Below are 12,586 nucleotides of genomic sequence, written 5' to 3'. Positions count from 1 at the left end.
ATCAATCACTGTTTGGTGAACAATTTCACGATCCTTTCAATAATCTGCCTTTAAAGAAGCGAGGGCGGACATGGACGGCGGCATTGTGGATTCTCGGGCGCCAAAGTTGGCGATGGATAGTGGAGCATGTGGCTATCTGACGGTCGATCTGGCCGCGCTATGCCGGAATTACGACAAGCTATCCGCCATCGTCGCGCCGGCGAAGACGGCCGCCGTCGTCAAGGCCGATTCCTATGGGCTTGGCGCCAGCCAAGTATCGAAAGCGCTCTATGCGCGCGGTTGCCGCTCGTTCTTCGTCGCCCATTTCATCGAGGCGCTGCGGTTGCGCCCGCAACTCCCCAGCGACGCAACGATCTTCGTGCTGAACGGCCTGCTGCCCGGCAATGAGGCCACCTGCGCCGACGGCGGTATCGTGCCTGTCATCAATTCCCTCGATCAGCTGCAGCAATGGTCGCAGACGGCACGCTCTCTTCAGCGCAGGCTCCCCGCGGTTCTCCAATTCGATACCGGCATGTCGCGGCTCGGCATACCGCCGGAGGATCGTAGCGCGGTCGTAGCTCACCTGCGGACATCCGACGACATCGATATCCTGTTCATCATGAGCCACCTCGCCTCCGCAGATGAGGCCGACAGCAGGCAAAACGGCGATCAGCTTACCGAAATGCGTCGCGTTGCAGCGGAGTTTCCGCAGTACGATGTTTCGTTCGCGAATTCCGGCGGCATCTTTCTTGGCGGAGATTTCCACGGCGTACTGGCGCGGCCGGGGATTGCGCTGTACGGCGGCGCTCCAACCGGTGGCGTTGCCAACCCCATGGAGGCCGTCGTTCGGCTCGAAGTTGCCGTGGTGCAGACGCGAACCGTTCCAGAGGGCGCGCGGGTCGGCTATGGCGGCGTGCATGTGACGAAAGGCCAGACCCGACTCGCGACGATCGCCGCCGGCTATGCCGATGGCTTGCCGCGCAGCCTCAGCGATCGTGGCGCGGTCTATTATAACGGCGTTCGTCTGCCGATCATCGGCCGCGTCTCGATGGACAGCACGACAATCGATATCACCGCCTTGCCCGAAGGCGCACTGTCTTTCGGCAGCATGGTGGAGGTTCTCGGAGATCATCAAACCCTGGATGATCTCGCGCGCGACGCCGACTTGATTTCCTATGAAATCCTGACCAGTCTCGGCCATCGCTTTCATCGTCAATATCGCTGATCTTCCCATCTCTCAAGTCTCTGAGGACATCATGAAAGTCGTCGTTCTGGGTGCCGGCATCATCGGCGTGACGTCAGCCTATCAGCTTGCCAAGGCCGGCCATGAAGTCACGGTCATCGACCGGCAGCAGGGACCGGCGCTGGAGACGAGCTTCGCCAATGCCGGCGAAGTCTCCTTCGGCTATTGCTCGCCTTGGGCCGCGCCCGGCATTCCCATGAAGGCGATCAAGTGGCTGTTCATGCACCATGCGCCCCTCATCCTGCGCCCGAAGGTCGATGGCGCCATGCTCTCATGGCTCGTCAAGATGCTGTCGAACTGCACGTCGGAACGCTATGCGATCAACAAGAGCCGTATGCTGCGCCTTGCCGATTACAGCCGCATTTCGCTCGCCCAACTTCGTGAAGAGACGGGTATTGCCTATGACGAACGCATGCAGGGCACGCTGCAGCTCTTCCGCACGCACGCGCAGCTCGATGCATCCGCCAAGGACGTCAAGGCTCTTGCGGCCGACGGCATTCCGTATGAGGTGCTCGATCCCGATGGCTGTATTCGCGTCGAACCGGCGCTCCGACATGTTCGCAGCAAGATCGTCGGCGGGCTGCTGACGCCGAAGGACGAGACCGGCGACTGCTTCAAGTTCACCAACGCACTTGCCGCAAAGGCGATCGAGCTCGGCGTGAAGTTCCAATACGGCACGATGATCAAGGGGCTCGACGTCGAGGGCAACCAAGTACGTGGCGTGATGACGAATCTTGGACGCGTGGATGCCGATGCGATCGTTGTCGCGCTCGGCAGCTATTCGCCGCTTTTGCTGAAGCCGCTCGACATCAGCCTCTCCGTCTATCCGGTCAAGGGTTATTCGCTGACGATCCCGATCACCGATGCCTCGCGCGCGCCGGAATCGACCGTCATGGACGAAACCTACAAGATCGCCATCACCCGGCTTGGCGACCGCATCCGCGTCGGCGGCATGGCGGAAATCTCCGGCTATACCAATGACCTAGGCCTTGCGCGGCGCCGGACGCTCGAGCATTCCGTGACCGATCTCTTCCCGGGCGGCGACGTTGCCAAGGCCTCCTTCTGGTCGGGCCTGCGGCCGATGACGCCAGATGGAACGCCGGTGATCGGACCGACCAAGATCAAGGGGCTGTTCCTCAATACCGGTCACGGTACGCTCGGATGGACCATGAGTTCCGGTTCGGCACGCGTCATCAGCGATCTCGTCAGCGGCCGCAAACCTGATATCGACGCCACCGACCTCGCCATCAGCCGCTACGCCTGACAAGCAGGCTTGCGCATAAGCGCTCAAGGACAGCGGCGGGCTGATCGCCCGCCGGTCGCGATCAATGCCGCGGGATTCGCGGTAGGAAGATCGTGAACAATCCCAGCAGCGGCAGATACGAGCAGATCGTGTAGACGAAGGGAATGCCGCGCGCATCGGCAAAATCGCCAAGCCACGCCGCGCCAAGTCCACCGGCACCAAAGGCAAAGCCAAAGAAGATACCGCCGATCAGCCCGACGCGGCCGGGGATCAGCTCCTGCGCAAAGACCACGATCGCCGGGAAGGCGGAGGCAAGCACAAGACCGATGACGACAGTGAGGACACAGGTCCAGAACAGGTTCGCATAGGGCATCAAAAGCGCAAACGGGATGACGCCGAGGATCGAGAACCAGATCACGAAACGCGCACCAAAGCGGTCGCCTACCGGCCCGCCCATGATCGTGCCGACGGCAACCGAGCCGAGGAAGAGGAACAGCATCAGCTGTGCATCGCGGACATCGAGATGGAACTTGTCGATGACGTAGAAGGTGAAATAGCTGGATATGCTCGCCATGTAGACGTTCTTCGTTGCCGTCAGCAGGATGAGGATGGCAAGCGCCCACATCGCCTTGTTGCGCGCGATCGGCAAGGCGCGGCTCGGGGCGGGACGTGCCGACTGCTGGCGGCGATGATTGATGAACCAGTTGCCGACCCAACTCAGAACGATGAAGCCGATGACGGCCAGCACCGAAAGCCATGCAACGCTCTTCTGGCCGTGCTGCAGGACGAAGAAAGCGGCAATCAGCGGACCGATCGCCGAACCGGCGTTACCGCCGAGCTGGAAGAGCGATTGCGCCAGACCGTGGCGTCCTCCCGACGCCAGCCGTGCAACACGCGAAGCCTCCGGATGGAAGACGGCCGAACCGAAACCGATCAGGCTTGCGGCGATCAAGAGCACGCCGAAACTGCCGGCGTAACCGAGCAGCAGCAAGCCTGCAAAGGTGCTGACCATGCCGACGGGCAGCGAATAGGGCATCGGCCATTTGTCGGTGACGATGCCGACAACCGGCTGCAGCAGCGAGGCGGTGATCTGGAACATCATCGTCAACAGGCCGATCTGCACGAAATCGAGCGCATAATTCTCTCTGAACATCGGATAGAGCGATGTCAGCAGCGATTGCATCGTATCGTTCAGCAGATGACAGGTGCTGACCGCCATAACAATCGACATCGTCGTCTTTTGATATCGGGCCTGGGTACCCGCAACTTCCGCAACCATGTGGGGAATCCTCCTGCGCCGGCGAGGCTTGCCGACGATATGACTTGATCCGCCTTTAGCACGGCTTGCGAATGTCCTTCTTTCGTGTTTTGGTCCAATAGTTTCTCGATTGGGCCAAAATGGAAAAGCTATCGAAACAGTTGCTGGCAACCCTCGACGACGACCATGTTCGAAACATGCGCTGGATGGAGGAATCGCCGGCCGACGTGCTCGTCCATAGCGCCGAGCCGCCGCAGGGCTACACGGTTCCCTGGCATCACCACCGCCGCACCCAGCTGCTTTGCATCTTCGCCGGCGTCGCCTTGATCATGACGGCGCGCGGCCGCTGGATGGTGCCACCCGGCCATGCCCTTTTCATTCCCGTCGGGCTGGAACATTCGATCGAGATCCTGAGCGATGTCAGCATGAAATCCGTCTACGTGACACCGCGCGGCCCGCCGCCGAAGGATGAGGCCCCGCGCGTCGTCGAAGTGACGGACCTCGCCCGCAGCCTGCTATTGGAAGCCATTCGGCTACGGGAGGCGCCGGTCACTCATCGAAAGGCAAGGCTGGTCCTATCTCTTCTCGTCGAGGAGATCGCGACGCTGCCGGAACGGCCCCTCGGTCTCCCCTTCCCGTCCGACCGTCGGATGGCCGCGCTCTGCCGCGACTATCTATCCACGCCATCGCCCAACGCCAGATTGGACGATTGGGCCGACAAGCTTTCGGTGAGCCGCCGCACCTTCACCCGACAGTTCCGCAAGGAAACCGGCATCAGCTTCACCACATGGCGACAGCAGGCGAGCGTCTTTGCCTGCCTGCCGCAGCTCGCCGAGGGTCAACCCGTCACCAATGTCGCGCTCGAGGCGGGCTATGAGAGTGTGGCGGCCTTCACCACCATGTTCCGGCGCATGCTCGGCACCTCGCCGCGCAGCTATATGGCCAATCGCTGGACCCTTGAGCGGCAATCGGCCTGAAGCTCCTCTTGAAATGATCGTGCGCTTCCGGCAAACAGCCCTGAAGAGCGAGGGCACATGCGGCATATTCACATCGTCGGTATCGGCACTGGAAACCCCGAACATCTGACCGTGCAGGCGATCAATGCGCTGAACTCGGCCGATGTCATCCTCATTCCCAGCAAGGGCGCCGCCAAGACGGAACTCGCCGATGTCAGGCGCGACATCTGCCAGCGCTATGTCACCAATCCGACCACGCGTTTCGTTGACTATGACGTGCCTTCACGCAAGACCGCTGACCGTAGCTATGTGCAGAGTGTCGATGAATGGCATGACGCGATTTCCGCGACCTATGAGCGGCTGTTTCTGGAACATCTGACGGAAAAAGAGAGTGCTGCCTTTCTCGTCTGGGGCGATCCCGGCCTTTATGACAGCACGTTGCGTATTCTCGAGCGTGTCGTCGGTCGCGGCATAGTCGCTCTCGATTACAGCGTTATTCCCGGCATCACCAGTATCCAGGCGCTGACGGCAAGCCATCGCATCCCGCTTAACCTCGTCGGCAAGCCAGTGCAGATCACCACCGGCCGGCGGCTGGCCGAGAGCTTTCCGGGCATTGCCGAAACGGCCGTCGTCATGCTCGACGGCGAGCAGGCCTTCAGCAAAATCGATGATCCCGATGCCTATATCTATTGGGGAGCTTATCTCGGCACTCGGGATGAGATCACGATCGCCGGCAAGCTGGCTGACGTTTCCGAGCGCATTCTCGCGACCCGCGCCAAAGCCCGCGCCAGGCACGGATGGATCATGGATATCTATCTCATGCGCAAGGGCCAGGATTTCGACGATCTCGAATAAGCGCCGAATACCAAATCGTTTGCCCGCCGATCCGGTTTGTGCAAGGAAATGTCCCTTATGAAGGGCAGTTTTATGGTTGCGGCCGACACGCAGACAATGGAGGACCAGGCATGCTTCTCTGAGAGGGGAGCTGCCGAGGATGGCGTTGCGTCGCCCCTACCCTCCATGGTTCGCGGTGCCTGCCCCTCCTTGAGCGCGCCGATGCAGACGGGCGACGGTTTGCTCGTACGCCTGCGGCCATCAACGCCGGGCCTCACCGTCGCTCAACTTCGCGCCTTGGCCGAGGCTACAGAAAAGCATGGCAACGGTCTGATCGAGATCACCGCGCGGGGCAATTTTCAGCTGCGCGGTATGACACCGCAAAGCATGCCGGGACTGGCTGCCGATATCGACCGCGCCGGCATCGTGCCGGAGACCGGCGTCGCGATCGAAGTCCCGCCGCTCAGCGGTGTCGATCCGTCCGAGATTGCTGATGCACGCGGGCTTTCTGAGCGCCTGCGAAGCGCCATCGATGCACTTCATCCCAAGCCATTGCTGGCTGCAAAGCTCGCCATTATCGTTGACGGCGGCGGCCGGGTGATCCTCGATGAAATTTCGGCGGATATCCGTTTGAAGGCGATCAACGCCGTAAATGGCAGTCAACTGTGGGAGCTTGCGATTGCCGGAACACAGGCGACGGCCACGCCGCTTGCCAACTTGACCGACGAACAAGTGATTCCTGGCGTCATCACCTTGGTCAAAGCATTGACCGCAATCGGTCCTCGCGCTCGCGGCCGCGATCTGGACATTGGCTCTTTGCAAGCGCAGCTTCCGGCCGCCTCCCGTTTCTCACCCGTCGAAAGCGCTACCCCGACCTCTCTCGGGCTCATCCCGCTCGGCAAGCAGCATTCGGCCCTCGGCCTACGACCGGCCTTCGGTCGCATCCACGCCCAAGATCTCATTCGCTTTCTCGACGCGGCTGAGGTGGCGGGAGTGCATGATATTCGGACGGGGCCGGCGCACAGCCTGCTATTGCTCGGGCTTCCTCGCGATCGCATTGAAGACATCCTAGCCACGGCAGTTGATTGCGACTTCCAGACGCGCGCTGACGATCCGGCCAATTATGCAATCCCGTGTTCAGGTGCCGGAGCATGCGCCTCTGCGCATTATTCGACGAGGCAGGCGGCGGCCGATCTCATCAAATTGGGCGCCGACCTGCTTGACGGCTCGCTCAAGGTACATCTGTCCGGCTGCACGAAAGGCTGTGCTCACCCGTCTCCGGCAATGCTGACCATTGTCGGTGCTGCAACGGGCTATGCTATTGTCGTAAATGGGTCATCATCATCAGAGCCGGTGGCTTACATCCACAAGGAAGACCTGAAACCAGCGTTGGCTGCGCTCGGAGAACTGGTGCGAAACAACAAAGCTGCTGGCGAATCGGCACAGCAGTGTCTTAAACGGCTCGGCCGGGACGCAATCGCGACGGCTTTACGACAGGGATAGAAATGCCTGACTATGACTATATCCGCGAGGGAGATGCGATCTATGAACGCTCCTTTGCGATCATCCGCAGCGAAGCCGATCTCCAGCGTTTTCCCGAAGCCGAGGCCAATGTCGCAGTCCGCATGATCCATGCCTGCGGACTGGTGGAAGCCGCAGAACATTTTTTCTTCTCTTCCGATTTTGTCGCATCCGCCCGCAAGGCGCTGACTAACGGTGCGCCGATCTTTTGCGATGCGGAAATGGTCGCCCGTGGCGTGACCCGCGCCCGCCTGCCTGCCGCCAACGAAGTGATCTGCACCTTGCAGGATCCGCGCACGGCTGAGATCGCCAAAACCATCGGCAACACGCGCTCGGCCGCCGCCATGCATCTTTGGACAGACCGCCTTGCCGGCTCCGTCGTTGCCATCGGCAATGCCCCCACCGCCCTCTTCCACCTTCTGGAAATGCTGCGCGATGGCGCGCCGAAACCGGCCGCGATCATCGGCATGCCCGTCGGCTTTGTCGGCGCGGCGGAATCGAAGGATGCACTTGCTGAAAACTCCTACGGCGTTCCCTTTGCCATCGTGCGCGGCCGGCTTGGCGGCAGTGCGATGACGGCAGCCGCCCTCAACGCTCTTGCGAGGCCGGGCCTATGAGCGCACCATCCAACGGAAGTCTGATCGGTGTCGGCACCGGCCCCGGCGATCCGGAATTGCTGACGGTCAAGGCCGTCAAGGCGTTAGAGCGTGCCGATGTAATCGCCTATTTTGCCAAACAGGGCAGAGGCGGCAACGGCAAGGCCATCGTCGGCGAGCTTCTGAGAGCCGATGTAAAATTGCTGCCGCTCTACTATCCGGTCACGACCGAGATCGATAAGGACGCATCGGAATATCTCAGTCAGATCACCGCTTTCTATGACGCCTCGGCCGAAATGGTGGCGGCGCATCTGCGTGAGGGAAAGACGGTTGCCGTGCTCAGCGAAGGCGATCCGCTGTTTTACGGCTCCTATATGCACCTACATGTGCGCCTTGCCAATCGCTTCCCCACAGAGGTCATTCCGGGCGTGACGGCCATGTCCGGCTGCTGGTCGCTCGCCGGCTTGCCGATGGTGCAGGGAGACGACGTTCTCTCCGTGCTGCCGGGAACGATGGCAGAGGCTGAGCTCACCCGCCGCCTGGGCGACACGCAAGCGGCCGTCATCATGAAGGTCGGCCGCAATCTGCCAAAAATCCGCCGCGCGCTCGATGCCGCCGGCCGGCTGGAAGAAGCGATTTATGTCGAGCGCGGCACGATGGCGAACGGCGCCATGACACCACTTGCCAGCCGCGACGATGCCGAGGCACCTTATTTCTCGTTGGTTCTGGTTCCTGGCTGGGAAAGCAGACCATGAGCGGGCGGCTCTACGTGATCGGCACTGGCCCCGGCAAGCCTGAGCAGACGACGCCGGAGGCGTTGGCTGCTGTTGCCGACGCTCATGAATTTTACGGTTACGGTCCCTATCTCGACCGCCTGACGCTCCGCGACGACCAGATCCGTCACGCATCGGACAATCGCGAGGAGCTGGACCGCGCCAAGGTGGCGCTGCAGCGGGCGGCAGCGGGCGTCAATGTCTGCGTCGTCTCTGGCGGCGATCCCGGCGTTTTTGCCATGGCGGCCGCCGTTTGCGAGGCGATCGATCACGGTCCGGCAGAATGGCGCGCAATCGACCTCATCGTCGTGCCCGGCATAACAGCCATGCTTGCAGTCGCTGCGCGCATCGGCGCGCCGCTCGGCCACGATTTTTGCGCCATCTCGCTTTCGGACAATCTGAAGCCTTGGCCGCTGATCGAGAGTCGTCTTCGCGCCGTCGCCGAAGCGGGCTTTGTGATCGCGCTCTACAATCCGATCAGCAAGGCGCGCCCCTGGCAGCTCGGCAAAGCCTTCGAAATTCTGCGCGCCGTACTGCCCGGTGAAACGCCTGTCATCTTCGGTCGGGCCGCGGGCCGTCCTGACGAGCGCATGACAGTGGCACGGCTTGGCGACGCAGAGGCGTCACAAGCAGATATGGCAACCTGCGTCATCATCGGCTCGGCCGAAACCCGCATCATTGCCCGCGAAGGACGCCCGGATCTGGTTTATACGCCGCGGTTCATTAGGGAAGAGACGAAATGATCGATCCGATCGAGCGCAGCATCCACCGTTTCGACCACCGGCAAGCCGGCGGTCTCGGCGCGCTCGATCATGATTACCTTGATGCCGAGATGCCTTGCGGCCTCGATCTTGCCGTAGGTCGCGTCACCGCCGCTGTTCTTGGCGACGACGACCTCGATCTGATGCTGTCGCAGCATGTCAAGCTCGTCGGCCAGGCGAAACGGACCCCGGCTGTGAATGTAGCTGACATGCGGCACCGTCAGCGGCGGCTCGACGGGATCGACGCTGCGGACCCAATAATGGTGCTGCGGCGCGGCGTTCGCCTGATGCGCCTCCTGACGGCCGGTTGCAAGGAAGACACGCAAGGGCTTGGCGCCAAGTGTAGCGATAGCTTGCGAAACGCTGTGCACGGAAAGCCAATCATCGCCTTCGACCGGCACCCATGCGGGACGGCGCAGCGCGAAAGCGAACACATGGCATTGAGCAGCAGCCGCTGCGGCATTGGCCGAGATGCGGGCTGCAAAAGGATGCGTGGCATCTACCAACAGGTCGATCTCTTTGTCGCTGACATAGCGGGCAAGCCCCTCAGCGCCGCCGAAACCGCCGCTGCGCACCGGAACGGGCTGGGGCGCCGGATCGGCGGTTCGTCCGGCAAACGACAGGATGACCTCGAAATCCGCTCGCGAGGCAAGAGCCGTCGCCAGCGCGCGGGCTTCCGTGGTGCCGCCGAGGATCAGAATGCGGGCCTTGCCCATGGCTGAGACACCTTCAATTCAACGCTGGCTCACTCTTATCGGCATCGGCGAAGACGGTCCAGCCGGTCTCGGCGACGAAGCCAAGCGGCTGATCGCCTCATCGCCGGTCGTCTTCGGCGGGACGCGCCATATCGAGTTGATGAGCTCGCTGATCTCTGGCGAAACGCATCAATGGCTTTCGCCATTCGAAAAATCCGTCGAGGCGGTGCTTGCCCGGCGCGGCAAGTCGACGGTGGTTCTCGCCTCCGGCGATCCGTTTTTCTATGGCGTCGGCGCGACACTTTCGCGGCACATTCCAGCCGTTGAAATGACTGTGATCCCGGCGCCCTCCTCCTTCAGCCTCGCCGCATCGCGCCTCGGCTGGCCCTTGCAGGAGACGACGGTTCTCTCGCTGCACGGACGGCCGATCGATCTCATCCGGCCGCATCTACATGCCGGCCGCAAAATCCTGGCGCTGACATCGGACGGCGAGGGTCCTGGCACGGTGGCCTCCCTGCTGCAAAGCTCCGGCTTTGGCCCATCCGAGCTTACGGTTCTGGAAGCGCTTGGCGGCGCCCACGAGAAAGTCTCCCGGCAAACTGCGGCTGACTTTGCCCTCTCCGACGTCAACGATCTGAACATCTGCGGCATCGAGGTCAAGGCGGAAGCCGGCGCGCGTATTTTGCCGCTGAGCGCGGGCCTGGCCGACGAGCTTTTCGAACATGACGGCCAGATCACCAAGCGGGAGATCCGCGCGATGACGCTATCCGCGCTGGCGCCACGTTATGGTGAGCTACTCTGGGATATCGGCGCCGGTTCCGGTTCGATCGGCATCGAATGGATGCTCGCCGATCCGTCGCTGCGCGCCATTGCCATCGAGGCGTCGCCCGAGCGCGCGGCACGTATCCGTCGCAATGCCGGCAATTTCGGCGTGCCGGGCCTGGTGATCGTCGAAGGCGAGGCACCGGCGGCTCTTTCCGGCCTCGTTGCGCCCGATGCGATCTTCATTGGCGGGGGTGGCAGCGATGCCGGCGTGCTTGAGGCCGCTATCGTCGAATTGAAAAGCGGCGGCAGGCTGGTCGCCAATGCCGTCACGACGGAAATGGAAGCGCTTCTGCTGGCCGAGCAGGCACGCCGCGGCGGCTCCTTGATCCGCATCGACATTGCCCGCACCGCACCTGTCGGCCGCATGACCGGCTGGCGGCCGGCCATGCCCGTAACGCAATGGTCGTGGACCAAGCCATAATTCAGAACGAGGTAGAGCGATGACGGTGCATTTCATTGGCGCAGGCCCAGGAGCCGCTGACCTGATCACGGTGCGCGGACGGGATCTGATTGGCAAGTGCCTGGTCTGCCTCTATGCCGGCTCGATCGTTTCGCCGGAACTGCTGCAATATTGCCCACCCGGCGCCCGCATTATCGATACGGCGCCGATGTCGCTTGACGAGATCGAGGCGGAATATCTGAAAGCCACGGCAGCCGGCGAGGATGTCGCGCGCCTGCATTCGGGCGATCTCTCGGTCTGGAGCGCGGTCGCCGAGCAGATCCGCAGGCTAGAACAGCATGGCATTGACTATACGATGACCCCAGGCGTGCCCGCTTTCGCAGCTGCCGCTTCGGCGCTCGGTCGCGAGCTGACCATCCCGGCCATAGCTCAAAGCCTTGTTCTCACCCGCGTTTCAGGCCGTGCCTCGCCGATGCCGAACAATGAGACGCTGGCGAAATTCGGCGCGACCGGCGCCACGCTCGCCATCCACCTTGCAATCCATGCGCTCAAAGACGTCGTCGAGGATCTGACGCCGCTTTATGGCGCGGATTGCCCGGTTGCGATCGTCGTCAAGGCCTCCTGGCCCGATGAGCGGATCATTCGTGGGACGCTTGCCACGATCGAAGCGAAGGTCGCCGCCGATCCGATCGAGCGCACGGCTCTGATCTTCGTCGGTGCATCGCTTGGCGCCAGCGATTTCCGCGAAAGCTCGCTCTACGATCCTACCTATCAGCGTCGTTTCCGTGGCCGCCAATAACGCCGGGCACCGTTGCAAATCCGCTCGAAATTTCCTCTAGTCGATCACGGCAAGCCACGGGTCGAAAGAGGATCGGGACATGCAGCGGATTACCATCACCATCGACGACGATCTTCTGGAGACGATCGACAAGATCAGCGCGCAGCGTGGCTATGCCAGCCGCTCGGAAACCTTGCGCGATCTCGTCCGCGATGCCGTGACCCGCGCGCAACCGACCATAGATGGCGAAGCGAGATGCTACGCAGCCCTTGCCTATGTCTATGAACACGAGACCCGCGACCTGTCGCGCCGGCTGACGACAGCGCAACACGATCACCACGATCTTTCAGTCTCGACGCTTCATGTTCATATCGATGGGCAAGATTGCCTGGAAGTCTCCGTGCTGAAGGGTAAGGTGGACGAAATAAAGACCTTTGCCGACAGCGTCGTGACACAGCGCGGCGTACGCTTCGGGAACCTGCACATCATTCCATCGGACGACGGCGCAGACCACCGCGAAACCCATTCGCATGACTGAGCGGGCGGCAAGTTGCCCGCGGACTACTCAGTCAGCGCTGATGACATAGGCGATGCTCCCCGGGAGCGACAACCAAAACCAAGCGGCTCAACAGGGCCAGTGATGCCGGCGGCTTCCAGCATCGGCCTCAGCGCCGATCCGGATCATGCCTCCCGGGCGGCAAGCACGGTCAAACCGAAGTCGTTA

General features: G+C 61.9%; 13 protein-coding genes. 11 read left to right on the top strand and 2 right to left on the bottom strand.

The window, feature by feature from the left end; translation table 11 throughout:
* Positions 1-70: 70 nt before the first annotated feature.
* Complete coding sequence (gene alr / locus AC13RM_RS13350) at positions 71-1,204, top strand: alanine racemase (RefSeq protein WP_488555178.1); 1,134 nt, start codon at positions 71-73, stop codon at positions 1,202-1,204.
* A 31-nt stretch (positions 1,205-1,235) separates the two neighbouring features.
* Entirely contained in the window at positions 1,236-2,486 is a 1,251-nt protein-coding gene (locus AC13RM_RS13345) for a D-amino acid dehydrogenase (protein WP_488555177.1), read from the top strand.
* Positions 2,487-2,547: 61 nt separating this feature from the next.
* On the opposite strand, the gene AC13RM_RS13340 is transcribed toward AC13RM_RS13345, so the two are convergent.
* A complete protein-coding gene (locus AC13RM_RS13340; protein WP_113232824.1) occupies positions 2,548-3,744 on the bottom strand; it encodes an MFS transporter in 1,197 nt (398 codons plus the stop codon).
* A 119-nt stretch (positions 3,745-3,863) separates the two neighbouring features.
* Here AC13RM_RS13340 and AC13RM_RS13335 point away from each other — a divergent pair, with 119 nt between their 5' ends.
* Genes AC13RM_RS13335 through AC13RM_RS13310 form a run of 6 tightly spaced genes read left to right on the top strand, consistent with a single transcriptional unit; the run spans position 3,864 to position 9,146 of the window.
* Complete coding sequence (locus tag AC13RM_RS13335) at positions 3,864-4,700, top strand: AraC family transcriptional regulator (RefSeq protein WP_113232823.1); 837 nt, start codon at positions 3,864-3,866, stop codon at positions 4,698-4,700.
* Between the two features lie 57 nt (positions 4,701-4,757).
* Positions 4,758-5,534, top strand: coding sequence for a precorrin-6A synthase (deacetylating) (gene cobF / locus AC13RM_RS13330; protein ID WP_488555176.1), 777 nt, complete (start codon positions 4,758-4,760; stop codon positions 5,532-5,534).
* A gap of 48 nt (positions 5,535-5,582) precedes the next feature.
* A complete protein-coding gene (cobG, locus tag AC13RM_RS13325; RefSeq protein ID WP_488555175.1) occupies positions 5,583-7,016 on the top strand; it encodes a precorrin-3B synthase in 1,434 nt (477 codons plus the stop codon).
* A 2-nt stretch (positions 7,017-7,018) separates the two neighbouring features.
* Positions 7,019-7,651 (top strand): precorrin-8X methylmutase, encoded by a 633-nt coding sequence (locus tag AC13RM_RS13320; protein ID WP_488555174.1) that lies wholly within the window; start codon positions 7,019-7,021, stop codon positions 7,649-7,651.
* Complete coding sequence (locus AC13RM_RS13315) at positions 7,648-8,385, top strand: precorrin-2 C(20)-methyltransferase (RefSeq protein WP_488555173.1); 738 nt, start codon at positions 7,648-7,650, stop codon at positions 8,383-8,385. Before AC13RM_RS13320 ends, AC13RM_RS13315 begins: the two co-directional genes overlap by 4 nt.
* The gene (locus AC13RM_RS13310; protein ID WP_488555172.1) at positions 8,382-9,146 is read left to right on the top strand and encodes a precorrin-3B C(17)-methyltransferase; all 765 of its coding nucleotides are present in this window, start codon (positions 8,382-8,384) and stop codon (positions 9,144-9,146) included. Before AC13RM_RS13315 ends, AC13RM_RS13310 begins: the two co-directional genes overlap by 4 nt.
* On the opposite strand, the gene AC13RM_RS13305 is transcribed toward AC13RM_RS13310, so the two are convergent.
* Positions 9,110-9,880: a cobalt-precorrin-6A reductase gene (locus AC13RM_RS13305; RefSeq protein ID WP_488555171.1), complete on the bottom strand. Its 771-nt coding sequence runs from the start codon at positions 9,878-9,880 to the stop codon at positions 9,110-9,112. The genes AC13RM_RS13310 and AC13RM_RS13305 overlap by 37 nt on opposite strands.
* Between AC13RM_RS13305 and cbiE the strand changes: the two genes are divergently transcribed.
* From cbiE to nikR, 3 genes are all read left to right on the top strand, one after another.
* Positions 9,864-11,105: a precorrin-6y C5,15-methyltransferase (decarboxylating) subunit CbiE gene (gene cbiE / locus AC13RM_RS13300; RefSeq protein WP_488555170.1), complete on the top strand. Its 1,242-nt coding sequence runs from the start codon at positions 9,864-9,866 to the stop codon at positions 11,103-11,105. The genes AC13RM_RS13305 and cbiE overlap by 17 nt on opposite strands.
* A 19-nt stretch (positions 11,106-11,124) precedes the next feature.
* Complete coding sequence (gene cobM, locus AC13RM_RS13295; RefSeq protein WP_374821414.1) at positions 11,125-11,883, top strand: precorrin-4 C(11)-methyltransferase; 759 nt, start codon at positions 11,125-11,127, stop codon at positions 11,881-11,883.
* A 79-nt stretch (positions 11,884-11,962) separates the two neighbouring features.
* Positions 11,963-12,400: a nickel-responsive transcriptional regulator NikR gene (nikR, locus tag AC13RM_RS13290; RefSeq protein ID WP_285171627.1), complete on the top strand. Its 438-nt coding sequence runs from the start codon at positions 11,963-11,965 to the stop codon at positions 12,398-12,400.
* Positions 12,401-12,586 lie beyond the last annotated feature (186 nt).

It is taken from the genome of Martinezella sp. CNPSo 3732 (assembly GCF_057784515.1).
Note: the sequence above shows the minus strand (reverse complement) of the source record. Positions and strands in the feature narration are given on the sequence as shown.

What these genes read in the sequence shown, in the direction of transcription:
- alr (WP_488555178.1), top strand. Translation starts at nt 71, where the DNA reads ATGGACGGCGGCATTGTGGATTCTCGGGCGCCAAAGTTGGCGATGGAT.
- AC13RM_RS13345 (WP_488555177.1), top strand. Translation starts at nt 1,236, where the DNA reads ATGAAAGTCGTCGTTCTGGGTGCCGGCATCATCGGCGTGACGTCAGCC.
- AC13RM_RS13340 (WP_113232824.1), bottom strand. Translation starts at nt 3,744, where the DNA reads ATGGTTGCGGAAGTTGCGGGTACCCAGGCCCGATATCAAAAGACGACG.
- AC13RM_RS13335 (WP_113232823.1), top strand. Translation starts at nt 3,864, where the DNA reads ATGGAAAAGCTATCGAAACAGTTGCTGGCAACCCTCGACGACGACCAT.
- cobF (WP_488555176.1), top strand. Translation starts at nt 4,758, where the DNA reads ATGCGGCATATTCACATCGTCGGTATCGGCACTGGAAACCCCGAACAT.
- cobG (WP_488555175.1), top strand. Translation starts at nt 5,583, where the DNA reads ATGTCCCTTATGAAGGGCAGTTTTATGGTTGCGGCCGACACGCAGACA.
- AC13RM_RS13320 (WP_488555174.1), top strand. Translation starts at nt 7,019, where the DNA reads ATGCCTGACTATGACTATATCCGCGAGGGAGATGCGATCTATGAACGC.
- AC13RM_RS13315 (WP_488555173.1), top strand. Translation starts at nt 7,648, where the DNA reads ATGAGCGCACCATCCAACGGAAGTCTGATCGGTGTCGGCACCGGCCCC.
- AC13RM_RS13310 (WP_488555172.1), top strand. Translation starts at nt 8,382, where the DNA reads ATGAGCGGGCGGCTCTACGTGATCGGCACTGGCCCCGGCAAGCCTGAG.
- cbiE (WP_488555170.1), top strand. Translation starts at nt 9,864, where the DNA reads ATGCGGGCCTTGCCCATGGCTGAGACACCTTCAATTCAACGCTGGCTC.
- AC13RM_RS13305 (WP_488555171.1), bottom strand. Translation starts at nt 9,880, where the DNA reads ATGGGCAAGGCCCGCATTCTGATCCTCGGCGGCACCACGGAAGCCCGC.
- cobM (WP_374821414.1), top strand. Translation starts at nt 11,125, where the DNA reads ATGACGGTGCATTTCATTGGCGCAGGCCCAGGAGCCGCTGACCTGATC.
- nikR (WP_285171627.1), top strand. Translation starts at nt 11,963, where the DNA reads ATGCAGCGGATTACCATCACCATCGACGACGATCTTCTGGAGACGATC.